25 protein-coding genes are annotated in these 22,204 nt (G+C 69.2%); 3 read left to right on the top strand and 22 right to left on the bottom strand.

All coding sequences use genetic code 11. The features are described 5' to 3' along the window. Positions 1-33: 33 nt before the first annotated feature. From RJ1_RS17230 to RJ1_RS17200, 7 genes are all read right to left on the bottom strand, one after another. Positions 34-882, bottom strand: coding sequence for a TM2 domain-containing protein (locus RJ1_RS17230; RefSeq protein WP_073361988.1), 849 nt, complete (start codon positions 880-882; stop codon positions 34-36). Continuing rightward, complete coding sequence (gene lgt / locus RJ1_RS17225; RefSeq protein WP_073361874.1) at positions 875-1,936, bottom strand: prolipoprotein diacylglyceryl transferase; 1,062 nt, start codon at positions 1,934-1,936, stop codon at positions 875-877. Before lgt ends, RJ1_RS17230 begins: the two co-directional genes overlap by 8 nt. Continuing rightward, positions 1,933-2,736 (bottom strand): tryptophan synthase subunit alpha, encoded by an 804-nt coding sequence (gene trpA, locus RJ1_RS17220; protein ID WP_073361873.1) that lies wholly within the window; start codon positions 2,734-2,736, stop codon positions 1,933-1,935. The genes lgt and trpA overlap by 4 nt, the downstream gene beginning before the upstream one ends. Beyond that, on the bottom strand, positions 2,733-4,052 hold the full coding sequence (gene trpB / locus RJ1_RS17215) for a tryptophan synthase subunit beta (RefSeq protein ID WP_073361872.1): 1,320 nt from the start codon (positions 4,050-4,052) through the stop codon (positions 2,733-2,735). Before trpB ends, trpA begins: the two co-directional genes overlap by 4 nt. A gap of 62 nt (positions 4,053-4,114) precedes the next feature. Further along, positions 4,115-4,924, bottom strand: coding sequence for an indole-3-glycerol phosphate synthase TrpC (gene trpC / locus RJ1_RS17210; RefSeq protein ID WP_073361870.1), 810 nt, complete (start codon positions 4,922-4,924; stop codon positions 4,115-4,117). Positions 4,925-5,010: 86 nt separating this feature from the next. Next, positions 5,011-5,715, bottom strand: a complete 705-nt coding sequence (locus RJ1_RS17205) for a TIGR02234 family membrane protein (RefSeq protein WP_073361868.1) — start codon at positions 5,713-5,715, stop codon at positions 5,011-5,013. Then, positions 5,712-7,298 carry an anthranilate synthase component I gene (locus RJ1_RS17200; protein ID WP_073361986.1) on the bottom strand — a complete coding sequence of 529 codons (1,587 nt, stop codon included), beginning with the start codon at positions 7,296-7,298 and terminating at the stop codon, positions 5,712-5,714. Before RJ1_RS17200 ends, RJ1_RS17205 begins: the two co-directional genes overlap by 4 nt. 59 nt (positions 7,299-7,357) lie before the next feature. On the opposite strand from RJ1_RS17200, the gene RJ1_RS17195 reads away from it, so the two are divergent. After that, positions 7,358-7,822: a peroxiredoxin gene (locus RJ1_RS17195; RefSeq protein ID WP_073361866.1), complete on the top strand. Its 465-nt coding sequence runs from the start codon at positions 7,358-7,360 to the stop codon at positions 7,820-7,822. Here the strand turns inward: RJ1_RS17195 and RJ1_RS17190 are convergent. Next, positions 7,810-8,589 carry a dioxygenase family protein gene (locus RJ1_RS17190; RefSeq protein ID WP_073361864.1) on the bottom strand — a complete coding sequence of 260 codons (780 nt, stop codon included), beginning with the start codon at positions 8,587-8,589 and terminating at the stop codon, positions 7,810-7,812. The genes RJ1_RS17195 and RJ1_RS17190 overlap by 13 nt on opposite strands. Before the next feature lie 183 nt (positions 8,590-8,772). On the opposite strand from RJ1_RS17190, the gene RJ1_RS17185 reads away from it, so the two are divergent. Further along, positions 8,773-9,282 (top strand): MarR family winged helix-turn-helix transcriptional regulator, encoded by a 510-nt coding sequence (locus RJ1_RS17185; RefSeq protein ID WP_073361862.1) that lies wholly within the window; start codon positions 8,773-8,775, stop codon positions 9,280-9,282. A 78-nt stretch (positions 9,283-9,360) separates the two neighbouring features. Here RJ1_RS17185 and RJ1_RS17180 read toward each other — a convergent pair whose 3' ends face one another. From RJ1_RS17180 to RJ1_RS17120, 14 genes are all read right to left on the bottom strand, one after another. Then, positions 9,361-9,549, bottom strand: coding sequence for a tautomerase family protein (locus tag RJ1_RS17180; protein WP_073361860.1), 189 nt, complete (start codon positions 9,547-9,549; stop codon positions 9,361-9,363). A gap of 20 nt (positions 9,550-9,569) precedes the next feature. After that, entirely contained in the window at positions 9,570-9,914 is a 345-nt protein-coding gene (gene hisI / locus RJ1_RS17175) for a phosphoribosyl-AMP cyclohydrolase (protein ID WP_073361858.1), read from the bottom strand. After that, positions 9,911-10,684 (bottom strand): imidazole glycerol phosphate synthase subunit HisF, encoded by a 774-nt coding sequence (gene hisF / locus RJ1_RS17170; protein ID WP_005247506.1) that lies wholly within the window; start codon positions 10,682-10,684, stop codon positions 9,911-9,913. Before hisF ends, hisI begins: the two co-directional genes overlap by 4 nt. Continuing rightward, positions 10,681-11,514: an inositol monophosphatase family protein gene (locus tag RJ1_RS17165; RefSeq protein WP_073361856.1), complete on the bottom strand. Its 834-nt coding sequence runs from the start codon at positions 11,512-11,514 to the stop codon at positions 10,681-10,683. The genes hisF and RJ1_RS17165 overlap by 4 nt, the downstream gene beginning before the upstream one ends. A gap of 9 nt (positions 11,515-11,523) precedes the next feature. Then, positions 11,524-12,258 (bottom strand): bifunctional 1-(5-phosphoribosyl)-5-((5-phosphoribosylamino)methylideneamino)imidazole-4-carboxamide isomerase/phosphoribosylanthranilate isomerase PriA, encoded by a 735-nt coding sequence (priA, locus tag RJ1_RS17160; RefSeq protein ID WP_073361854.1) that lies wholly within the window; start codon positions 12,256-12,258, stop codon positions 11,524-11,526. 19 nt (positions 12,259-12,277) lie between these two features. After that, the gene (locus tag RJ1_RS17155; RefSeq protein WP_073361851.1) at positions 12,278-12,535 is read right to left on the bottom strand and encodes a hypothetical protein; all 258 of its coding nucleotides are present in this window, start codon (positions 12,533-12,535) and stop codon (positions 12,278-12,280) included. After that, positions 12,532-13,167: an imidazole glycerol phosphate synthase subunit HisH gene (hisH, locus tag RJ1_RS17150; RefSeq protein WP_073361849.1), complete on the bottom strand. Its 636-nt coding sequence runs from the start codon at positions 13,165-13,167 to the stop codon at positions 12,532-12,534. The genes RJ1_RS17155 and hisH overlap by 4 nt, the downstream gene beginning before the upstream one ends. A gap of 9 nt (positions 13,168-13,176) precedes the next feature. Then, complete coding sequence (locus RJ1_RS17145; protein WP_073361847.1) at positions 13,177-14,358, bottom strand: MFS transporter; 1,182 nt, start codon at positions 14,356-14,358, stop codon at positions 13,177-13,179. Next, positions 14,358-14,510 carry a CG2302 family histidine operon protein gene (locus RJ1_RS46775; protein ID WP_162850325.1) on the bottom strand — a complete coding sequence of 51 codons (153 nt, stop codon included), beginning with the start codon at positions 14,508-14,510 and terminating at the stop codon, positions 14,358-14,360. The genes RJ1_RS17145 and RJ1_RS46775 overlap by 1 nt, the downstream gene beginning before the upstream one ends. A 13-nt stretch (positions 14,511-14,523) precedes the next feature. Continuing rightward, entirely contained in the window at positions 14,524-15,138 is a 615-nt protein-coding gene (gene hisB, locus RJ1_RS17140; RefSeq protein WP_073361845.1) for an imidazoleglycerol-phosphate dehydratase HisB, read from the bottom strand. After that, on the bottom strand, positions 15,135-16,277 hold the full coding sequence (locus RJ1_RS17135; protein ID WP_073361843.1) for a histidinol-phosphate transaminase: 1,143 nt from the start codon (positions 16,275-16,277) through the stop codon (positions 15,135-15,137). The genes hisB and RJ1_RS17135 overlap by 4 nt, the downstream gene beginning before the upstream one ends. Then, positions 16,274-17,596 (bottom strand): histidinol dehydrogenase, encoded by a 1,323-nt coding sequence (gene hisD / locus RJ1_RS17130; protein ID WP_073361841.1) that lies wholly within the window; start codon positions 17,594-17,596, stop codon positions 16,274-16,276. The genes RJ1_RS17135 and hisD overlap by 4 nt, the downstream gene beginning before the upstream one ends. 106 nt (positions 17,597-17,702) lie before the next feature. Next, positions 17,703-18,764 carry a zinc-binding metallopeptidase family protein gene (locus RJ1_RS17125; protein ID WP_073361839.1) on the bottom strand — a complete coding sequence of 354 codons (1,062 nt, stop codon included), beginning with the start codon at positions 18,762-18,764 and terminating at the stop codon, positions 17,703-17,705. 109 nt (positions 18,765-18,873) lie between these two features. Beyond that, positions 18,874-20,817 (bottom strand): acyl-CoA dehydrogenase family protein, encoded by a 1,944-nt coding sequence (locus RJ1_RS17120; RefSeq protein WP_073361837.1) that lies wholly within the window; start codon positions 20,815-20,817, stop codon positions 18,874-18,876. Between the two features lie 87 nt (positions 20,818-20,904). On the opposite strand from RJ1_RS17120, the gene RJ1_RS17115 reads away from it, so the two are divergent. Beyond that, positions 20,905-22,182: a glycoside hydrolase family 1 protein gene (locus tag RJ1_RS17115; RefSeq protein ID WP_073361835.1), complete on the top strand. Its 1,278-nt coding sequence runs from the start codon at positions 20,905-20,907 to the stop codon at positions 22,180-22,182. Positions 22,183-22,204: the final 22 nt, after the last annotated feature.

The following is a 22,204-nucleotide window of genomic DNA, read 5'->3' as shown; positions in this document are numbered from 1 at the left end:
AGCAACACGGGCCACAGTTTCTCTCTCGGATTTTCACTGCTCCCGGAGGGGGCGTCCGTACTTGTCCTTCACACTTCCGGTCAGCATCATGATGCCGTCGACCAGCGGCCAGATTCCGCCGAGACCGCAGGTGAGCCACGTGACGGCAATCTGCGCGACGGCGATTCCGGGCTGGTTGAGATAGAACCGCCCGACTCCGAAACCGCCGAGGAAGATCTGCAGCAGACCGGCGGTCAGCTTGGACTTGTCGGAGTACGGCTCACCCGTCAGCGGATGCCGGCCGAACGGCGCCGACGGATCGGCGTACGCGTTGTACCCGGCGGGGGCATATCCCGGCGGCGGGTACCCCTGCTGGGGGTAGCCCTGCTGGGGGTAGCCCTGCTGCTGCCCGTATCCGGGCTGCTGGTACCCCGGCTGCTGGTAGTCCTGCGGGGCCGCGCCGTACTGCGCGCCGTAGTTCGGGTCGGGTGCTCCGTACGTGGGACCGTCCGGTTGCTGCTGCGGCTTGTCGTACCCCGTGTAGGGCGCGGTCGGCGACGTCGACTCCCCCACGTTCGGGAACGGCGCCGTCGGCTCGGTTCCGCTCGGCGACGGATAGGTGGGCGTCGAACCCCAGCCCGGACCGTTCCCGACCCCCGAGTAGGTATCCCATCCCGGTCCGGTGCCGGACGCGCCCGGTGAGGGTGTCGCGTCGGACGTGGCCGGCGGCTGGGACAGCGAGGCCTCGGCGGTGGCGTCGTAATCGAAGGGTGAGCCGAACTCGGGCGGCAGGTTCGACTCGCTGTTCTCGGTGCCGTCGCCGCTCTTCCCCAGGTCGACCTTGTGTGCGTCCTCGGGTTCACCCTTGCCGGAATCGTCGGATGCTTTCCCCGGTTCAGTCATGCGCGTCATCCTTCTTGCTGTCGATGGTCTTCGTCCCCGCGTCGCCGCCGGCACTCGCAGTACTCGCGGCCTTCTCGTCCGATACCGACTTGTCCTCGACCTTCTCGTCCTCGAGTTTCTTGCCTTCCTCGACCTTCGTGTCGGAGACAGCGGCAGTGGTCTCTGCCGGCGCCTGCCCCTCGCCGGCCGGACGCAGGTCCGCCGGATCCTCGCGGCCCTTCGTGGCGGCGAAGAAGTACACCAGCGCCGCGACGAACACGAGGGCCGAGGTGAACGAGTTCACGCGGACACCCGCGATGAGGCTGGCGTGGTCGCTGCGCATCAGTTCGATCCAGAAGCGTCCGGCACAGTACCCGGCGACGTACAGCGCGAAGAGGCGGCCGTGGCCGATGCGGAAGCGGCGATCGACCCACACGAGCAGGATGACGATCAGCACGTTCCACAACGCTTCGTACAGGAATGTCGGATGCACCACAAATGCCACCTGGCCGGTGGAGACGCCGTCGATCAGCTGCGGCGACACCTGCCCCGCGTCGTTGCGGCGCTCGAATATCTCGAGCCCCCACGGGACGTCCGTCTCGCGACCGTACAGCTCCTGATTGAAGTAGTTTCCGAGCCGGCCGATCGCCTGCGCGAGCAAGATCGCGGGCGCGACCGCGTCGCCGAGTGCCGGCAGCGGGATGCCGCGGCGACGACACCCGATCCACGCGCCGACACCACCGAGCGCCACGGCGCCCCAGATGCCGAGGCCGCCCTGCCACACCTTCAGGGCGTCGACGGGATCGCCGCCCTCCCCGAAGTACGTCGGCCAATCGGTCATCACGTGGTACAGCCGGCCGCCGATCAGGCCGAACGGCACCGCCCAGATCGCGATGTCGAGGACGGTGCCCTTCTCGCCGCCGCGGGCGACCCAGCGGCGGTCGCCCCACACGATCGCGACGACGATCCCGACGATGATGAACAGCGCGTACGCGCGCAGGGCCACCGGTCCGACATACCAGACACCTTGGGGCGGACTCGGAATGTAGGCCAGTACGTCCACAGTGGAAGTCACGACGCCACGGTAGCGGAGCGAACGCCCTCGGCGAGTTCCTTCGTGAGCGAGCGCACGGCGTCCAGACCACTCTCCGCGGCGGTGACCAGCGCGGATCCGACGATGACGGCGTCGGCGTACGCGGCGATCTCGGCGGCCTGCGCGCCCGACCGCACACCCAGCCCGACGCCCACCGGAATGTCCGAGTGCGCGCGGATGCGGGCCGTCAGCTCGGGTGCCATCGACGACACCGCGTCGCGGGCGCCGGTGACACCCATCGTGGACGCGGCGTACACGAAGCCGCTGCTGGCGTCGAGGGTCATCGCGAGGCGTTCCTCGGTCGACGACGGCGCCACGAGGAAGATCCGGTCGAGGTCGTGTTCCTTCGACGCGGCGATCCACTCGCCGGCTTCCTCGGGGATGAGGTTGGGCGTGATCAGCCCGAGGCCGCCGGCACTCGCCAGGTCGCGGGAGAACTTGTCGACGCCGTACTGCAGGACCGGATTCCAGTAGGTCATGACGACGGCCTTGCCGCCGACGGAGGCGATCGCTTCGACGACGGTGAACACGTCACGCACCCGGACACCGTTCTGCAGCGCCGTCTCGGCCGCCGCCTGGATGGTCGGCCCGTCCATCACCGGGTCGGAGTAGGCGATGCCGACCTCGACGATGTCGCAACCGGATTCGACCATCGCCTTGAACACGTCGATGGAGTCCTTGACGGTGGGGAAACCGGCCGGGAGATACCCGACGAGCGCGGCGCGCTTCTCCTCGCGGCACTGCGCGAACGTCGGGGCGAGGCGCGAGAGTCGTTCGCTCACTTGGCCGAACCTTCCTTGTCAGTCGTGGTGGTCTCGGTGGAGTCGTCGGGATCGAACAGTCCGAACCACTTGGCCGCCGTGTCCATGTCCTTGTCGCCGCGCCCGGACAGGCTGATGACGATGATCGCGCCCTTCCCCAGCTCGCGACCCAGTCGCAGCGCCCCGGCGACCGCGTGCGCGGATTCGATGGCCGGGATGATGCCCTCGCGCTCGGACAGCAAACGCAGCGCGTCCATCGCCTCGGTGTCGGTGACCGGTTCGTAGGTGGCGCGGCCGGTGTCCTTGAGGAGTGCGTGCTCGGGCCCGACACCCGGGTAGTCGAGGCCCGCCGAGATCGAGTGCGATTCGATGGTCTGCCCGTCCTCGTCCTGCAGCAGGTACGAGTACGCGCCCTGGAACGCGCCCGGCGTGCCTGCCGCGAACGTGGCGGCGTGCCGCCCGGTCTCGACACCGTCACCGGCGGCCTCGTAGCCGACCAGCCGCACGGCCGGGTCGTCGAGGAAGGCGTGGAAGATTCCGATGGCGTTGGACCCGCCGCCGACGCACGCCGTCACCGCGTCGGGCAGCCGGCCTGTCAGCGCCTGCACCTGGGCCCGCGTCTCCAGACCGACGACCCGTTGGAAGTCGCGGACGATGGTCGGGAACGGGTGCGGCCCCGCGGCGGTGCCGAAGCAGTAGTAGGTGTTGTGGGCGTTGGTGACCCAGTCGCGCAGCGCCTCGTTGATCGCGTCCTTCAGGGTTCGCGACCCCGACTCGACCGACACCACCGAGGAGCCCAGCAGCCTCATGCGGGCGACGTTCAGCGCCTGACGCTCGGTGTCGACGGCGCCCATGTAGACGACGCATTCGAGGCCGAGGAGGGCACAGGCGGTCGCGGTGGCCACACCGTGCTGGCCGGCGCCGGTCTCCGCGATGATCCGGGTCTTGCCCATGCGCTTGGCGAGCAGCACCTGGCCGAGCACGTTGTTGATCTTGTGCGAGCCGGTGTGGTTGAGGTCTTCGCGCTTGAGGATGAGGCGTGCCCCGCCGGCGAACTCGCTCATGCGGGTCGCCTCGAAGATCGGGGACGGACGGCCGGTGTAGTCGCGCTGGAGACGATCGAGTTCGTTCAGGAACGCGTCGTCGGCGCGCGCCTTCTCGTACTCGGCGGTGACCTCCTCGATCACTGCCATCAGGGCCTCCGGCACGTGCCGTCCGCCGTACACGCCGAAGTGCCCTCCGGCGTCGGGGTCGTGCGTCGTGCGCTCGGCGATTCCGGCGCTGGCAGTCGGCAGATTGCCACCCTTGAAGACGGTTTCCTGATTACGTGAAGTCACAGGTCCAGTCTGCCCCAACGCTAGGTTCCGCCGCCGTCCGGGTCAGTTCCGCCGACGCAGGCTCAGCGTGACGGCTTGGGGCAGGACGGGTGCGCGCCGGCGTTGACCAGATCGGCCACGGCTTTGCGCGGATCCCCGCTGGTGACGAGGCCTTCGCCGACCAGGACCGCGTCGGCTCCCGCACCGGCGTAGGCCAGCAGGTCGGCCGTGCCCCGCACCCCGGACTCGGCGATCTTGATGATCTCCGTGGGCAGTCCGGGAGCGATCTCCCCGAAGGTGTTCTTGTCGACCTCGAGCGTCTTGAGGTTGCGCGCGTTGACCCCGATGACCTTGGCGCCCGCTTCGAGCGCCCGATTGGCTTCCTGCTCGGTGTGCACCTCGACCAGTGCGGTCATGCCGAGCGACTCCGTGCGGTCGATCAGCGACGCCAGCGCGTCCTGCTCGAGGGCGGCGACGATGAGCAGCACGACGTCGGCGCCGTGCGCGCGGGCCTCGTGGATCTGGTACGGCCCGACGATGAAGTCCTTGCGGAGGATCGGGATGCTCACCGCCCGGCGCACGGCGTCGAGGTCCGCGAGGGACCCCTGGAACCGTCGCTCCTCGGTGAGCACGCTGATCACCCGGGCACCACCGGCCTGGTAGGCGGCGGCCAGTTCGGCGGGATCGGCGATGTCGGCGAGCGCGCCCTTCGAGGGGCTCGCGCGCTTGACCTCGGCGATGACTCCGATGCCCGGCTCGAGCAGGGCGGCCGCGGCATCGAGGGCCGGCGGTGCGGCAGCGGCGGCAGCCTTGACTGCAGCGAAGTCAAGGACGGCTTCGCGGGCGGCGACGTCGGCGCGCACCCCGTCGAGAATCGAGTCGAGAACGGTCATCGTGGCCCGAGTCCTTTCTGGGCAGAAACCCGATGTGAGGAACATCATCAGGGGTGAAGCCAGCCTAGATGGCACTCTGATTCTGTTTACGTTCGGGTACCCGGGTCTTTGTCGGAGCCGTCAACTTGGTCGACAGCTTCGGCTTTCTTGTCGTCCACCGTCGGGTCCTCGCCCGCGTCCAGGGCGTCCCACAGCATGCGCTGGGTGACGGGTTCCCCGGCCGGATCGGCACCGGCCTTCTTCGCCGCATCACGTCGTGCACCCGGGCTGTCGTACTTGGAGGAGAGTCCCGCCCGCACCCGGGGACGCCGGACGAGTTCCACCGCGGCGACCAGGGCCGCGAGAGCGCCGACCAGCACGAGGACGGCCGGTCCGACGTGCACCGACACCGACTGGACGTCGGCGCGGCCCGGGAGCTCGGCCAGCCGTCCCGCCTCGTCGTCGGAGGCACCGGAGACGATCAACCTCACCGCAGGCACCGCGGCCGCGACGGCCACCACCGCGACGAGCACACCGAGCACCCGCAGGGCCCAACCCTTGACCGCGAACGACGCCGCGATCGCGGCGACCAGGGTCAACGCGAGAGGAGTGAGGGCCGCGGCCCACGTGCCGCCGACGAGCGCGGAGGCGCGTTCCTCGCCGAGTCCGTCGGAAGAGGTGACCTCCACCCACGTCATCCGGGAGGCACCCCACAGGCACACGGCGGCCACCGCGAGCAGCAGTACCGCGATCATCGACCGGCGACGTCCCGCCCGCGCGGGTTCCCGAACCGTCTCCGACGCCTCACTCACTGCGTGTCGCCTCCCAGGGTCTTCAGCGTGTGCGCCGCCGCGATCGCGCTGAGCACCGCCATCGCCTTGTTCCGCGCCTCGGTGTCCTCGTACTCCGGGTTCGAGTCCGCGACGACGCCCGCGCCCGCCTGGACGTACCCGACGCCGTCCTTGATCAGCGCCGTCCGGATCGCGATCGCCGTGTCGGCGTCGCCGGCGAAGTCGAGGTACCCGATGATGCCGCCGTAGATCCCGCGGCGCGTGGGTTCGAGTTCCTCGATCAGCTGCATCGCCCGGACCTTCGGCGCGCCGGACAGGGTGCCCGCCGGGAAGCACGCGGTGACGGCGTCGAGGGCCTGCTTGCCCTCCGCGAGGTGGCCGGTGACGGTGGACACGAGGTGCATCACGTGGCTGTACCGTTCGATGTGCCGGTAGTCGTGAACCTTCACCGTGCCCGGCTCGCACACCCGCCCGAGGTCGTTGCGGCCCAGATCCACGAGCATCAGGTGCTCGGCGTTCTCCTTCTCGTCGGCGAGCAGATCCTTCTCGAGCAGGATGTCCTCCTCCTCGGTGTGTCCGCGCCACCGCGTGCCGGCGATCGGGTGCGTCGTGGCCACACCCTCGGACACGGTCACCAGCGCCTCCGGGCTCGACCCAACGATCGAGAACGCAGTCTCGCCGTCGCCGTTCGGCACGTTGAGGAGATACATGTACGGGCTGGGGTTGGAGGCGCGGAGCATCCGGTAAACGTCGATCGGGTCCGCGGTGCAGTCGATCTCGAAGCGCTGCGACAGCACCACCTGGAACGCCTCGCCCGCCTCGATGTCCCCGACGAGCTTGAGTACATCGGCGCCGAAACCTTCGGTGGTGCGCTGACGCCGGTAGTCGGGGGCGGGCTTCGCGAACGTGGACACGGTCGACGACGCCGGGGCCGACAGGGCCCGGGTCATCCGGTCCAGTCGCTCGACCGCGGAGTCGTAGGCCTCGTCGACGCGCTCGTCCGTGCCGTCCCAGTTGACGGCGTTGGCGATCAGGGTGATAGCGCCCTCGTGGTGGTCGACCGCCGCGAGATCAGTCGCGAGCAGCATCACCATTTCGGGAACCTGCAGATCGTCGGTGGCGTGCTCGCCGATGCGCTCGATGCGCCGGACCGCGTCGTATCCGAGGAAGCCGACCATGCCACCGGTCAGCGGCGGCAGGTCGGGCAGTCGCTCGGTCCGGAGCAGTTCCAGCGTCCGCCCGAGGGCCTCGATCGGATCTCCGCCGGACGGCACTCCCGCGGGAACGTTGCCGTACCAGGCGGCCTCGCCGTCGACGACGGTGAGCGCGGCGGGACTGCCCGCTCCGATGAACGACCATCGCGACCACGATCGGCCGTTCTCCGCCGACTCGAGCAGGAAGGTGCCCGGCCGGTTCGCCGCGAGCTTGGTGTACGCCGACAGCGGAGTTTCCGCGTCTGCCAGCACCTTGCGCGTCACCGGGACCACCCGGTGTTCGGCGGCGAGAGCATGGAACTGCTCGCGTGTAGTGGTCGAGTCGGACCCGCCGTCGGCCGGGGTGGCGGCGGACTCGGGTGCGGGAATCGTGGTGGGCTCGCCGTGCATGCCGACCATCATCCCAGGCGCACTCGTCGTGGCTGCGTGCGCGGGTAGCCTCGGCTCTCATGAAGCCAGGTCAACTCGCACCGGAATTCACCCTGCCCGATCAGGACGGCATCGCACGATCGCTGTCGAGCCTCCTCGAGGACGGCCCGCTGGTGCTGTTCTTCTACCCTGCGGCGTCGACGCCGGTCTGCACCGCCGAGGCCTGCCATTTCCGTGACCTCGGCGTGGAGTTCTCCGCTGTGGGCGCCTCGCGCGCCGGGATCAGCACCGACGCCGTGGCGAAGCAGGCGTCGTTCGCCGAGGCGCAATCCTTCGACTACCCGTTGTTGTCGGATGCCGACGGCGCCGTCGCGGAGAAGTTCGGCGTCAAGCGCGGATTGCTCGGCAAGCTCGCCCCGGTCAAGCGGTCCACGTTCGTCATCGACACCGACCGCACCGTGCTCGAGGTCATCTCGAGCGAGTTCCGCGCGAACACGCACGGCGATCAGGCCCTGGCCTTCCTCCGGACGCGTCAGGCCACCTGAAACGACCGCTTGGCCAACCCCATCCAGAAGCCGTCGATCACCTGCCGGGGAATCTGCTCGGGATCGCTCGAGGCGCCCAGCGTGACGAACAGCGGCGCGAAATGCTCGATCGTCGGATGGGCGTACGGCATGCCCGGCGCGAGCGAGCGGAAGTCGATCAGCGAATCCACGTCGCCCGCGGCGAGACGCTCCTGCGCCCAGGCGTCGAACTCCGATGACCAGCCGGGCGCTGCCGCCTCGGGCGACGGGTCGCGCAGGAACGGCAGGCCGTGCGTGGTGAAACCGGAACCCACGATCAGCACGCCCTGCTCGCGCAGGGGGCGCAGCCGCTCACCGAGGTGCAGCAGCCGCTGCGGGTCGAGGGTGGGCAGTGAGATCTGCAGGACCGGGATGTCGGCGTCCGGGTACATGACGGTCAGCGGCACGTAGGCGCCGTGGTCGAGGCCGCGGTGTGGCTGGTGCGCGACGGTCTCGCTGTCCGGCATCAGGGCCGCGACCTGCGCCGCGAGTTCCGGGGCGCCGGGCGACTCGTACGTGGCGCGGTAGAAGCGTTCGGGGAAGCCGCCGAAGTCGTAGACGAGTGGCGTGCCGGTAGTGGTGGATCCGATCGTGAGCGGCGCCGATTCCCAGTGTGCGGACACCATGAGGACGGCCGTCGGCCGCGGCAGGTCGCCGGCCCACTTCGCCAGCTGGGACACCCACAGTTCGCTGTCCACCAGCGGAGGCGCACCATGACTGAGGAACAGTGCGGGCATGGTGTTGGTCATCGCGACTCCTTCGGATCGAGGCAGGCTCGTCATTTGAGGAATCAATGTTGAACCTTCAAGTTACTATAGGAGTCAACCCGTGCCCGCGGCAACTATTCCCCGGACACCACTCGGCCCGCGACGTGCTAACTATGTTGGACACGCCGCACGCGTGGATCGACGTACGAATGGAGGAGACCACTGATGGGTGGTAACGACGAGGGCAGTTCGGCGCCCGCCGAAACCCGATGGCTCGACGCAGAGCAGCAGGAGGCCTGGCTCACCCTCATCGCCCTGGTCACCCGGCTCCCCGCGGCACTCGACACGCAACTGCAACGCGACTCCGCACTCACCCACTTCGAGTACTTCGTCCTCGCCTCGCTCTCCGGCGAGGAGAACCGGCGCCTCCAACTGTCTCTGCTCGCCCAGCGCGCCAACGCGTCACTGTCCCGGCTCTCGCACGTCGTCACCAAGATGGAAAAGGCCGGCTGGGTGCGCCGCGAGAGCATCCGCGGCAGCCGCGGCTCCGACGCCGTCCTCACAGACGAAGGCATGGCCAAGGTCGTCGAGGCTGCGCCCCCGCACGTCGAATCCGTCCGATCCCTGATCTTCGACGGACTGTCCGCCGACCAGGTCCGTCAGCTGTCCGAACTGTCCGGCGCCATGCTCACCCAACTGGACAAGAGCATCGCCTCCGGAACCGGCCGAGCCTGACAACTCACCCCAGCCGGCCCGACAGCTCACCCCAGCGGCGTCCCCACAGCCCTCACCCCAGCGGCGTCCCCACAGCCCTCACCCCAGCGGCGTCCCGCCGACGCCCCAGCTGTCGCGCGGAACCTCGGTAATCGTCACCCACACCGCCGCGGGATCCTTGCCCGTCGCCTCGGCGTACGCCTTTGTGACGGCCTCGATCGTCGCGCGCTTCTGCTCGGCGGTGAGCCCGGGGGTCTGACTGATCTGAATGAGTGGCATGGCGGACATTCTGCCCGAGCGCCGGTGCGCTACTCCGCAGTGAGGAGGACGTCGGAGTCGAAGCAGGTGTGCGTGCCCGTGTGGCACGCCGCCCCCTCCTGATCGACGACGAGCAGCACCGAGTCGCCGTCGCAGTCGAGCCGCACCTCGTGGACGTACTGCGTGTGACCGGACGTCTCGCCCTTCACCCAGTATTGCTGACGGGACCGGGAGTAGTACGTGCCCTTGCGGGTGTCGAGTGTGCGTGCGAGGGCCTCGTCGTCCATCCACGCCACCATCAGGACGTCGCCCGTCGACCGTTCCTGCGCGACGGCACTGAACAGTCCTGCCTCGTTGCGCTTGAGCCGGGACGCGATGGCGGGGTCGAGACTCATCGGACGGTGATCCCTTCTTCACGCATGGACTTCTTCACGTCGCCGATCGTCATGTCGCCGAAATGGAACACACTCGCGGCCAGGACGGCGTCCGCGCCGGCACCGACGGCGGGTGCGAAGTGCTCGACCGCGCCCGCTCCCCCGCTGGCGATCACCGGCACGTGCACGGCGGCGCGCACCGCCCGGATCATGGGCAGGTCGAAGCCGGCCTTGGTGCCGTCGGCGTCCATCGAGTTGAGGAGGATCTCCCCGACGCCCAGTTCGGCGCCGCGGACCGCCCACTCGACGGCGTCGATGCCGGTGCCGCGCTTGCCGCCGTGGGTGGTGACCTCCCACCCCGACGGGGTGTCGGGCTGCCCCTGCGGCACGGTGCGGGCATCGACCGACAGCACGATGCACTGGGAGCCGAAACGTTCGCTGAGTTCGCGGAGCAACTCGGGCCGCGCGATGGCGGCGGTGTTGACGCTGACCTTGTCGGCGCCGGCGCGCAGCAATCGGTCGACGTCCTCGACGGTGCGGACACCGCCGCCGACCGTGAGCGGGATGAAGACCTGCTCCGCGGTCCGGCTCACCACGTCGAGCATGGTGCCGCGGTCCGCGGTGGACGCGGTGACGTCGAGGAACGTGAGCTCGTCGGCGCCCTGGGCGTCGTACGCGGCGGCCAACTCGACGGGGTCACCCGCGTCCCGCAGGTTCTCGAAGTTGACGCCCTTGACGACGCGTCCGGCATCGACGTCCAGACACGGGATCACTCGAACCGCCAGAGTCATTGCGTACGCCCTCCTGAAGGCTCGGAACGAGGATCACCCAGTGATCCGAGGATATCGAGAATTTCGCCGTGCACTCCGGGCGCTCCGGCGAGCACCGAGTCGGAGGTCACGGTCCAGGGCCGACCGCCCAGATCCGTCACCACACCACCCGCGGCGCGCACCAGCGCGACACCGGCCGCGTTGTCCCACGCATTGTGGCCGAACACCACCGCGCCGCCGAGTATTCCGGCCGCGGTGAACGCCAGGTCCACGCCCGTGGATCCGTGGATGCGGATACGCGAGGACACCCTGCTGAGCTGCGCGAGGACCTGGAGCCGGTAGGCGCCGGGGATCCGGCCGCGGCTGTCGATGTTCAGTGCCCCCAAGCCGACGATCGACGACGCCAGCGACGTGCGGCCGAGCGCGGGCAGGGGCTTGCCACCTTCGAGCAGCGGGCCGTCCGCCACGGCCGCGTACCGTCGCCTGACCAGCGGCAGCCACGTGAGACCGAGAACGGGAACCCCGTCGTCGAGAAGCGCGAGCAGGGTGCCCGCCGTGGGCAGGCCCGCCGAATAGTTGAACGTCCCGTCGATGGGGTCGAGCACCCAGACGGGTCCGCTGTCGAGGTCGGGTCCGCCGAACTCCTCGCCGTGGACGTCGATGCCGGTCCGGTCGCGCAGTTCCCCGGTCAGCCGCTTCTCGAGTTCGAGATCGACGGCGGTCGCGAAGTCGTCGGGGCCCTTGTGGACGGCGCTGGGCGCACCCACACCCGTGACGAACCTGTTGTGCACTCCGTCGAGCAGCTCACTGGCGACGGCGAGCAGTTCGCGGGGATCGCGGGACAGGGCCATGGCCGGAACTCAGCCCGAGACCGCGGCGAGCGCCTCGGGGAGGGTGAACCGCCCCGCGTACAGCGCCTTGCCGACGATGGACCCCTCGACACCCTGGTCGACGAGTCTGGCGATCGCCCGGAGGTCGTCGATGGTGGACACGCCACCCGAGGCCACGACGGGGGCGTCGGTGGCCGCGCAGACCTGCGCGAGGAGTTCCAGATTCGGGCCGGTGAGGGTGCCGTCCTTGCTGACGTCGGTGACGACGTACCGCGAGCAGCCGTCCTTGTCGAGCCGGGCCAGGGTTTCCCACAGGTTGCCGCCCTCGGTGACCCAGCCGCGGCCGCGGAGTTGGTATTCGCCGTCGACGAGGCGCACGTCGAGGCCGACGGCGATCTTCTCGCCGTACTTGGCGATGGCGCGGGCACACCATTCGGGATTCTCGATGGCGGCGGTACCGAGGTTGACGCGTCCGCACCCCGTGGCCAGGGCGGCCTCGAGCGAGGCGTCGTCGCGGATTCCACCGGACAGTTCCACTTGGACGTCGAGCTCGCCCACCACGTCAGCGAGGAGTTCCCGGTTCGATCCACGACCGAATGCGGCGTCGAGGTCGACGATGTGCACCCACTCGGCACCGTCGTTCTGCCATGCGAGGGCGGCATCACGGGGCGAGCCGTATCCGGTCTCGCTTCCCGCCTCCCCCTGGACGAGGCGAACAGCTTCACCGTTGACGACATCTACAGCAGGCAAAAGGACCAGGCTCACGTGCGACAACCCTAGTCGCTCAGCGGTCGGAACCCGGCTCCGGGTCCTCGCGATCGGGACCGTAGGCGTTGCGGGTCATGCGTTTCGATACGTAGCCCATGGCCGCGATCGCGCCGGCGACGCCGAGCAGTCCGACGATCAGCCCGAGGACGGGGCCCGGCTTCACCACCAGAATGATCGCGGTGGCGAGTACGAGCACCGCCGTGGCGGCGCCCATCGCGTACACCGCGAGTCTGCCGATGGACAGGTCGCCGCGACCGTCCCCGGGTTCGGTCACAAGCTGCGGACCCAGTTGCGGAGCAGTTCCGCGCCCGCGTCGCCGGACTTCTCGGGGTGGAACTGCGTGGCGGACAGCGCACCGTTCTCGACGGCGGCGAGGAACTTGCCTCCGTGGTCGGCCCACGTCAGCAGCGGGGGCGCGAGCCGCTCGGACGGCGGCAGCTCCCAGGTCTGCGCTGCGTACGAGTGGACGAAGTAGAACCGGGTGTCGGGATCGATCCCGGCGAACAGCGTGCTGCCCGCGGGGGCCTCGACGGTGTTCCAGCCCATGTGCGGCAGCACGTCGGCCTGGAGACGTTCAACGGTGCCGGGCCATTCGCCGCAGCCTTCCGCCTCGACGCCGAACTCGACTCCGCGGTCGAAGAGGATCTGCATGCCGACGCAGATTCCGAGGACCGGTCGTCCGCCGGCCAGACGCTGACCGATGATCCGCTCACCGCGGACGGCGCGGAGTCCTTCCATGCACGCCGCGAACGCGCCGACGCCGGGAACGACGAGACCGTCGGCTGCGAGCGCGACCTTGTGATCGGAGGTGACCTCGACACGCGCGCCGGTTCGGGCCAGCGCGCGGGTGGCCGAATGCAGGTTGCCGGAGCCGTAGTCGAGGACGGCAATCGTGGAGACGGTCATGACACAACCTTATCCGGCGGGTGAACGACGCCTGAGAGCGCGGGCGACGACCATTCCGGCGGCGGGGACGACCGCGACCGCCGTCGCCGCGACGGCGAACACCCAGGAGTACCCGGCCACCGACGCGACGGCTCCCAGTGCGAGGGAACCGAAACCGGTTCCGGCGTCGAACCCGACGTTCCATCCGGCGCTCGCCGAGCCGAACCGGGCCGGTCCCGCTGCGGTGAAGATCATGACGAGGGACTCGTTCTGCACCGCGCCGAATCCGAACCCGAACGCCAGCGCCGCGCACACCAGCAGCGGCACCGGGGCAGTCGTCGCCGCCGCGACGGCGAACAGCACCAGGCCGAGGCACACAAACGTCAGGGCGGGCACCAGGGCGCGGCCCACCCCCAGCCGGTCGGAGAACGATCCCGCGGCATACCGCCCGATCAGCGTCGCACCGCTCGACACGGCGAGGATCACCCCGGCGAACGAGGCCCGCTCCACGATCGCGATCGGCAGCAGACTGGACAGACCGCCGAATGCGGCCGCAGCGATCGCGATCGCGAGCCACGGCGTCAGCAGGACGGCGAGTGGGATGCGGCCCGGCGACGTGTGCCCCGCGGGTGCGTGGATCGCCGGCAGCCGCGTGATCGCGAGCACGGCGAGCGCCGGAATGAGCGCGCCGATCACGAACACCGGGGTCGCCGACCAGTGCTGCATGATCGCGAGACCCGCAGGCAGCCCGACCATCTGCGCGGCGGCCACCGCGATTCCCTGCGCCCCCGTCGCGCGGCCGAGCATCTCGCGGGGAACGAGTTCGGCGACCAGCGCACTACTGGCGACGGTGAGCATGCCGAAGCCCGATCCCCGGACGGCCGACACGGCCAGCACCGGGATCGCGTCGGTGGAGAGCAGGAGGAGCAGCGACGGCGGCCCGAGCAGCATGCAGCCGGCGGCCAGCACCCACCGATGCCCCCACCTGCGCAGGAGCCGGGGCACACCGAGTTGCGTGACGACGGTGGCGGCCATGAACACGGCCGTCACGCTGCCCGCGAGAGTGTCCGAACCGCCGGACAGCGAGACGATCAGCGGAACGACCGGCAGGAGGACCGCCCAGCCGCCGAACGCCGCGGCGCCCATCACCATCGCGGTGACCAGACCCGGCGTGCGGAGCAGTCCGGTGCGAGCCTCCACTGCGACGGGCATTACATCAACCTGAGAACGCCCGCCACGGCTGCCAGCACCGCCAGGGCCAGCAGCACGCCCGAGGCCAGTCTGTTGAACTTCCACATGGAGTAGGCGCCGCCCGCCGCGATCCCCGCGGCGATGAACAGGACGTAGACGAGGACGACGCTCACGGCTGCGTCCGGATCACAGGCTGCCCTTGGTGGACGGCACTCCCGTGACGCGGGGATCCGGTTCGACGGCCTCGCGCAGTGCGCGGGCGACGGCCTTGAACTCGGCCTCGGTGATGTGGTGCTGATCGCGTCCGTAGAGCACGCGGACGTGCAGGGCGATGCGCGCGTTGAGCGCGATCGACTCGAACACGTGGCGGTTGATCACCGTCGCGTACGGCACGCCCGGGTATCCGCCGATGATGGCGTGCAGCAGGTGCTCGGGTTCGCCGGTGTGGACGCAGTACGGACGCCCGGACACGTCGACCGACGCGTGCGCGAGGGTCTCGTCCATGGGGATGAACGCGTCACCGAACCGCCGGATGCCCTTCTTGTCGCCGAGTGCCTGACCCAGGGCCTGACCGAGCACGATCGACGTGTCCTCGACCGTGTGGTGCGCCTCGATCTCGATGTCGCCCTTGGCGTGGACGGTCAGGTCGAAACTCGCGTGGGAGCCGAGCGCGGTCAGCATGTGATCGAAGAACGGGACACCCGTCGAGACGTCGACGATGCCGGTGCCGTCGAGGTTCAGTTCGACGGTGATGCTGGATTCCTTGGTGGTGCGCTCCACGCGGGCGATACGGTCGGTCATCCTCGGTCTCCTGAGGTCGTGAGTTCGGTGGCGGCGATCTCGTCGCTCGCCACGATGAAGGCGTCGTTCTCGGAGGCCAGTCCGACGGTGGCACGCAGGTATCCGGGGATCCCGACGTCCCGGATGAGCACTCCGCGGTCGAGGTAGGCCTGCCAGGCGTGGGCGCTGTCGGTGAACTCACCGAACAGGATGAAGTTGGCGTCGCTGGGGATGACACGGAACCCTGTGTCCTCCAATGCCTTCGACACCCGCACCCGCTCCGTGGCGAGCGCGTGCACGCTGCCGAGTGTCTCGTTCGCGTGCCGCAGCGCCGCGCGGGCGGCGGCCTGCGTGACCACCGACAGGTGATACGGCAACCGGACCAGGAGCAGCGCCTCGATGAATGCCGGTGCGGCCGCGAGGTATCCGAGCCGGCCACCGGCGAAGGCGAACGCCTTGCTCATCGTCCGCGACACGACGAGCTTCGACGGGTACTCGTCGATCAACGTCAGGGCGCTCGGCGCGTCGGAGAACTCGGCGTACGCTTCGTCGACGATCACGATGCCCGGCGCGGCGTCGAGGACCCGGCGCAGTTCCGCGATGCCGACGCTGTGCCCCGTCGGGTTGTTGGGGCTGGTGACGAACACGACGTCGGGCCTGCGCTCGGCGATCGCCGCAGTCGCGGCGTCCACGTCGAGCGCGAAGTCGGCGCGGCGGAAGATCGGCAGCCACTCGGTTTCGGTGCCGTCCGCGATGATCGGGTGCATCGAATATGACGGGACGAAGCCCATCGCGCTACGCCCGGGACCGCCGAACGCCTGCAGCAGCTGCTGCAGGATCTCGTTGGACCCGTTGGCGGCCCACACGTTGTCGACCGTGACCGGCACGCCCGTCTGGCGGACGAGGTAGGCGGCGAGATCGGTGCGCAGCGCCACCGCGTCGCGGTCCGGGTAGCGGTGCAGTTCCCGCGCCGCCTCCCGCACGGATTCCGCGACGTCGTCGACGAGCGCCTGCGTGGGCGGGTGCGGGTTCTCGTTGGTGTTCAGCTGCACCGGGACGGTCAGCTGTGGTGCGCCGTACGCCGACTTGCCGCGCAGATTCTCGCGGATCGGCAACGCTTCCACCCCGATGGACGAACCCGGCACGTTCGCCGCGGTCACCGCAATGCCTCGAACCGCAGCCGGACGGCCTCGCCGTGCGCGGGCAGGTCCTCGGCGTTCGCGAGGGTGATGACGTGGCCGGAGACCTCCTTCAGCGCGGACTCGGAGTAGTCGACGACGTGGATGCCGCGCAGAAACGTCTGCACGCTCAGACCCGAGGAGTGACGGGCGCAGCCCGCGGTGGGCAGGACGTGGTTGGACCCGGCGCAGTAGTCGCCGAGGCTGACGGGCGCCCACGGTCCGACGAAGACGGCGCCCGCGCTGGTCACCTTGGCGGCGACGGCGGTGGCGTTCTCGGTCTGGATCTCGAGGTGCTCGGCGGCGTAGGCGTTGACCACCCGCAGTCCGGCCTCGACGTCGGAGACCAGCACGGTGCCCGACTGCGTGCCGGACAGCGCGGCGGTGACGCGCTCCCTGTGCTTGGTGATCTCGAGCTGCGCCGCGAGCGCCGTGTCGACGGCGTCGGCGAGTTCGACGCTGCTGGTGACGAGCACACTCGCGGCCATCACGTCGTGTTCGGCCTGGCTGATCATGTCGGCGGCGACATGCACCGGGTCGGCCGTGTGGTCGGCGAGGATCGCGATCTCGGTGGGGCCTGCCTCGGCGTCGATGCCGACGAGTCCGCGGCAGAGGCGCTTGGCGGCCGTGACGTAGATGTTGCCGGGGCCGGTGATGAGGTCGACGGGGGCGAGTTCGGCGCCATCCGTATCGATGCCGCCGTAGGTGAGCAGGGCAACGGCCTGACCGCCGCCGACGGCCCACACCTCATCGACGCCCAGCAGGGCCGCCGCGGCGAGGATGGTCGGGTGCGGCAGACCACCGAACCCGGACTGCGGCGGCGAGGCCACCACGAGGGACCGCACACCGGCGGCCTGGGCGGGGACCACGTTCATCACGACGCTGGACGGGTAGACGGCGTTGCCGCCGGGGACGTACAGCCCGACCCGGTCGACGGGGACCCACCGTTCGGTAACGGTGCCGCCCGGGACCACCTCGGTGGTGGTGTCGGTGCGGCGCTGGTCGGCGTGGACCTTGCGGGTGCGTTCGATGGCGACCTCGAGGGCGGCGCGGACGGCCGGATCGAGTTCGTGGAGGGCGCGGTCCAACTCGGACTGCGGCACCCGGACCTGCGCGGGACGGACGCCGTCGAACTTCTCACTGAATTCGAGGGCCGCGTCGGCGCCGCGCTCACGGACCGCCTCGACGACGGGGCGAACCTGATGCAGGACCGCGTCCACATCCACTCCACCTCGAGGAAGTGCGGCGCGAAGTTCGGCCGTGGAAGGGGTACGACCACGAAGGTCGGTGCGGGCGAGCATGAGAGGTCCTCTCTGCGACTGTCGGGACACGGTGTCTCGGACGAGCGGACTGTTCTGCGGAGAACAGGGCTCGACACCGATTATCCAGGATAGGCGCACCCCGTTTTCACCGGTCGGCGGCCGAGCCGGTTTCCGTCGACGACAGGGCCGGCTCGTCCCACACCGGGGCCGGCTGGATCAGCGAGTGGATGAACCGCATCTTCTCCAGCACCGCGGCCGGCAGCACGAACGGATAGAGGTCGTGGTGGCCCATCGACCTGTTCATCTGGTTGAGCGCCCACGACAGCGGCAGCCACCAGTCGATGATCTGGTCGAACCCCACGTCACCACTGAGTTCGCTGCTCGTCGTCGCTCCCGCGGGAGCCATGGCGAAGGCAGCGGCAGTGTCCAGGGCGTCGCGGATGTGCAGGTAGTGCGCGAACGTCTCCGCCCAGTCCTCGGCGGGGTGCATCGTGGCGTAGGACGACACGTAGAGCCGGCCCCAGCCCTTCGGCGCACCGTCGCGGTAGTGACGTTTCAGCGCGGCCTGGTAGTCCCGATCCGGATCCCCGAACAGTTCCTCGAACCGGGCACGTTCGGAGTCGCCGCGGACCAGCATCACCTGGTAGTAGTGCCCGACCTCGTGCCGGAAGTGGCCGACGAGCGTGCGATAGGGCTCGTCCATCTCGACCCGCAACTGTTCCCGGTGAACGTCGTCGCCCTCGGCCAGGTCCAGCGTGATCACCCCGCCGGCATGCCCGGTGACCACCGGGGTCCGTGCGCTCGACAGGAGGTCGAAGGCCAGCCCGGTGGCCGGGTCCTCGAACTTGGGGACGATGGGGAGACCGAGTTCGTCGAGTTCGAGGACGACCCGCCGCTTGTTGGTCTCGGCGGTCGCGAACGCGGCCATGCCCTCGTCGTCGCCGTCTGCCGGACGGGTCCGCGTCAGCCGGCAGGACGTGCACAGGTTTTGGATGTCGTCGCGCCGGACGAGCCAGTTGCACTTCGCCGTGCTGGCATTCGCGCAACGCACCCAGGCCTCGCCGTCCACCTCCACGCGGCCCATGGCGTCGAGCACGACGATGGATCGGCTCGGCAGGTGGAATCCCAGAGCACTGTCACATTTCAGGCAGAGACTGTTCTCGAACGAAAGCCGTTGACCGCATTTGCGACACATGAAGCTGCGCACTGGAGTTCCCTCGGCTCGTCCCGCCGGCGTCGAGACGCCGGCGGGTGCCACGCTGGTGCGCGCGTCGCCTCGGAGAGTACCGCCGAGCCGAGGCGGGAACCCCGACGGGCTACAGGCGGGTGGAGTGCAGGAACCTCCTGGCCAGATTCTCCTCGGTGGACGCGCCGGGCGTCCATTCGGTGATCCACGGACCGGTGCCCTCGCTCGGGTCGACCACACCCCGCTCGAGCCACGCATACCGTCCCTCGAGAATCGAGCGCGCAACCTGCTTGTCCACGTCGTCGGTGTTGTGCCACAGACCGTCGAACAGCTTCTCCACGCGCAGCGCTGCCTGCCGGCAGAACACGTCGGCGAGTTCGTAGGCTGCCGCGCCCTCGGCCTCGTTCTCCTCGCGCTGCATCTCCGCCTTGACGCACGTGGCGGACATCGCGAACAGTTCGGCGCCGATGTCCACGACCCGGCCGAGGAACCCCTGCTGCTTCTCCAGCGCCGCCTGCCACCGGGCCATCGCGTAGAACGTGGAGCGGGCCAGCTTGCGGGAGTGCCGTTCGACGAACCGCAGATGTTTGGCCAGGGTGCCGAATTCGCTGTACGACGTCGGGACCTGCCCTTTACCTGCCACGAGTTGCGGCAGCCACTTCGCGTAGAACCCACTGGCCTTGGCCGCCGCGCGAGCCTTCGCACCGGTGTCGGCGTTCGGATCGGCGAGATCGCCCGCCGCCGTGAGGTGCGCGTCCACGGCTTCGCGCGCGACCAGCAGTCGCATGATCTCGCTCGAGCCCTCGAAGATCCGGTTGATGCGCAGGTCGCGGTCCAACTGTTCCACCGGCACCGCGCGCTCACCGCGGGCGGCGAGCGACGCCGCCGTCTCGTAGCCGCGACCGCCGCGGACCTGGATCAGCTCGTCTGAGATGACGCAGGCCATCTCGGACGACCACAGCTTGGCGAGCGCCGCCTCGATCCGGATGTCGTTGCGACCCTCGTCGTTCATCTGCGCCGACAGGTCCACCACGGCTTCGAGGGCGTAGGTGGTCGCCGCCATGAACGACAGTTTGTTGGCGACGGCCGCGTGTTCGCCGACCGGCTTGCCCCACTGCACGCGCACACCCGACCATTCGCGGGCGATCTTCAGCGACCACTTCCCGGCCCCGGCACACATCGCCGGAATCGCGAGCCTGCCCGCGTTGAGTGTGGTGAGCGCGATCTTCAGTCCGTCGCCTTCCCGGCCGATCAGGTTCTCCCGGGGCACGCGGACGTTGTACATCCGGGTGACGCCGTTCTCGATGCCGCGCAGCCCCATGAACGCGTTGCGTCGTTCGACGGTGATGCCCGGGGTGTCGGCCTCGACGACGAAGGCGGAGATGCCGCCGCGGTGGCCTTCGCTCTTCGGTACGCGCGCCATGACGACGAGCAGTTCCGCGACGACGCCGTTGGTCGTCCACAGCTTCACACCGTTCAGTTCGTAGGCGGCGCCGTCCTCGATGGGTACCGCCGACGACGCGAGCCGCGCGGGGTCGGAACCGACGTCCGGCTCGGTGAGGAGGAACGCGGAGATGGCTCCGCGGGCACACCGCGGGAGGAATTCACGCTTCTGCTCGGGGGTGCCGGCGAGCTTGAGCGGTTCGGGAACGCCGATCGACTGATGCGCCGAGAGCAGCGCGCCCAGGCTCGGATGCACCGAGGCGACGAGCATCAACGCCCGGTTGTATGCGACCTGCGAGAGTCCGAGTCCGCCGTACTCCTCGGAGATCTTCAAGCCGAAGCACCCGAGGTCGGCGAGGCCTCGAACGTATTCGTCGGGAATGCGCGACTGGGATTCGATGACGCTGCCGTCCATCTCCTCGCAGTAGGCGCGGAGGCGAATGAGGAATTCCTCGGCCTTGGCAGCATCCTCGGCTGCCGGCCGGGGGAACGGATGAACCAGATCCAGCCGGAACCGTCCCAGAAACAGTTCTTTCGCGAAGGAGGGTTTGTCCCAGCCGGACTCCCTCGCCTCCTCTGCGACCGCTCGTGCTTCTTCTTCGGTGACCTTCGGAGCTGAGGTGTCGACCATGACGCGCCTCCTACTGGCGGGTAGTCCTACTCACCAGTATTACCCAATCGGCGCAGTCGGGACAGCGTTTCCACTACTCTTCGGCCGATGCGGACTCCCTCGCGACTCCTGGGCGCCGGCGCGATTCTCCTCTGCCTGCTCGCGCCGTCCGCCCCAGCGCACGCCGCCCCGCTCCCCGACGACTTCCTGTGGGGCGTGGCGACTTCCGGGTTCCAGTCGGAGGGCTCCTCACCCGACAGCAACTGGCGCCGTTATTCCGACTCCGGCCGGACCCACGACGCGATCGGCACGTCCGTGGACTTCCGTCACCGCTACGCCGAGGACGTCGGCCGCGCCGCAGACCTGGGGGTCGACGTGTTCCGGTTCGGCGTCGAATGGGCGCGGGTGCAACCCGCACCCGGCATCTGGGACGAGACCGAACTGCAGTATTACGACGACGTCGTCCACGAGATCACCCGCCGCGGGATGACCCCGATGATCACACTCGACCACTGGGTGTACCCGGGGTGGGTCGCCGACCAGGGTGGCTGGGCGAACCCGGACACCGTCGAAAACTGGCTCGCGAACGCACAGACGGTGGTCGAACGCTATTCCGGACTCGGGGCACTCTGGATCACGATCAACGAACCGACCGTCTATCTGCAGAAGGAACTGACGTTCGGCGGCATCGGCGCCGAACAGGCGCCGCAGATGCTCGACCGGCTCGTCGAGGTACACCGGCGCGCATACGACCTGATCCACGACAGCGACCCGGGCGCCCGGGTGAGCAGCAATCTGGCCTACATCCCCGCCGCAATGGACGCGCTCGACGCCACCTTCGTCGACCGCGTGCGGGACAAGCTCGACTTCCTCGGCGTGGACTACTACTACGGGCTCTCCCTGGACAACCTCACCGCGGCGAACGCGGTCACCGACGCGTTCTACGACATCAGCCCCCAACCGGAAGGCATCTACCACGCCCTGATGCGGTACACGAACAAGTTCCCGGGACTACCGCTGTACGTCGTGGAGAACGGGATGCCCACCGACGACGGGAAACCGCGACCGGACGGCTACACCCGGTCCGACCATCTCCGCGATCACGTCTACTGGATGGAGCGGGCACGGGCGGACGGCGCCCCGCTGATCGGATACAACTACTGGTCGATCACCGACAACTACGAGTGGGGCACGTACCGTCCCCGGTTCGGGCTCTTCACCGTCGACGCACTGACCGACCCGAACCTCACCCGCCGACCGACCGATGCGGTGACGACGTACCGGGAGATCGTCGCGAACGGGCTCCCGCCCGGCTACGAACCCGACCGCCGAACCGGGTTCTGCTCCCTCGTGAATCTGCCCCGCAGCTGCACGAATCCCCCGTAAAGGGGTTGCCGGCGGGGCCCGA

Source organism: Rhodococcus jostii NBRC 16295 (assembly GCF_001894825.1).
Taxonomy (GTDB): domain Bacteria; phylum Actinomycetota; class Actinomycetes; order Mycobacteriales; family Mycobacteriaceae; genus Rhodococcus_F; species Rhodococcus_F jostii.
Note: the sequence above shows the minus strand (reverse complement) of the source record. Positions and strands in the feature narration are given on the sequence as shown.

Bases quoted from the DNA above. Each gene is read 5' to 3' on its own strand.
- hisB (WP_073361845.1), bottom strand. From the start codon at position 15,138: ATGACCGACCGTATCGCCCGCGTGGAGCGCACCACCAAGGAATCCAGC.
- RJ1_RS17120 (WP_073361837.1), bottom strand. From the start codon at position 20,817: ATGGTCGACACCTCAGCTCCGAAGGTCACCGAAGAAGAAGCACGAGCG.
- hisF (WP_005247506.1), bottom strand. From the start codon at position 10,684: ATGACTCTGGCGGTTCGAGTGATCCCGTGTCTGGACGTCGATGCCGGA.
- RJ1_RS17185 (WP_073361862.1), top strand. From the start codon at position 8,773: ATGGGTGGTAACGACGAGGGCAGTTCGGCGCCCGCCGAAACCCGATGG.
- RJ1_RS17200 (WP_073361986.1), bottom strand. From the start codon at position 7,298: ATGCACGGCGAGCCCACCACGATTCCCGCACCCGAGTCCGCCGCCACC.
- RJ1_RS17180 (WP_073361860.1), bottom strand. From the start codon at position 9,549: ATGTCCGCCATGCCACTCATTCAGATCAGTCAGACCCCCGGGCTCACC.
- RJ1_RS17230 (WP_073361988.1), bottom strand. From the start codon at position 882: ATGACTGAACCGGGGAAAGCATCCGACGATTCCGGCAAGGGTGAACCC.
- RJ1_RS17115 (WP_073361835.1), top strand. From the start codon at position 20,905: ATGCGGACTCCCTCGCGACTCCTGGGCGCCGGCGCGATTCTCCTCTGC.
- trpC (WP_073361870.1), bottom strand. From the start codon at position 4,924: ATGACCGTTCTCGACTCGATTCTCGACGGGGTGCGCGCCGACGTCGCC.
- RJ1_RS17145 (WP_073361847.1), bottom strand. From the start codon at position 14,358: ATGCCCGTCGCAGTGGAGGCTCGCACCGGACTGCTCCGCACGCCGGGT.
- RJ1_RS17190 (WP_073361864.1), bottom strand. From the start codon at position 8,589: ATGACCAACACCATGCCCGCACTGTTCCTCAGTCATGGTGCGCCTCCG.
- hisI (WP_073361858.1), bottom strand. From the start codon at position 9,914: ATGAGTCTCGACCCCGCCATCGCGTCCCGGCTCAAGCGCAACGAGGCA.
- hisH (WP_073361849.1), bottom strand. From the start codon at position 13,167: ATGACCGTCTCCACGATTGCCGTCCTCGACTACGGCTCCGGCAACCTG.
- hisD (WP_073361841.1), bottom strand. From the start codon at position 17,596: ATGCTCGCCCGCACCGACCTTCGTGGTCGTACCCCTTCCACGGCCGAA.
- RJ1_RS17195 (WP_073361866.1), top strand. From the start codon at position 7,358: ATGAAGCCAGGTCAACTCGCACCGGAATTCACCCTGCCCGATCAGGAC.
- RJ1_RS17165 (WP_073361856.1), bottom strand. From the start codon at position 11,514: ATGGCCCTGTCCCGCGATCCCCGCGAACTGCTCGCCGTCGCCAGTGAG.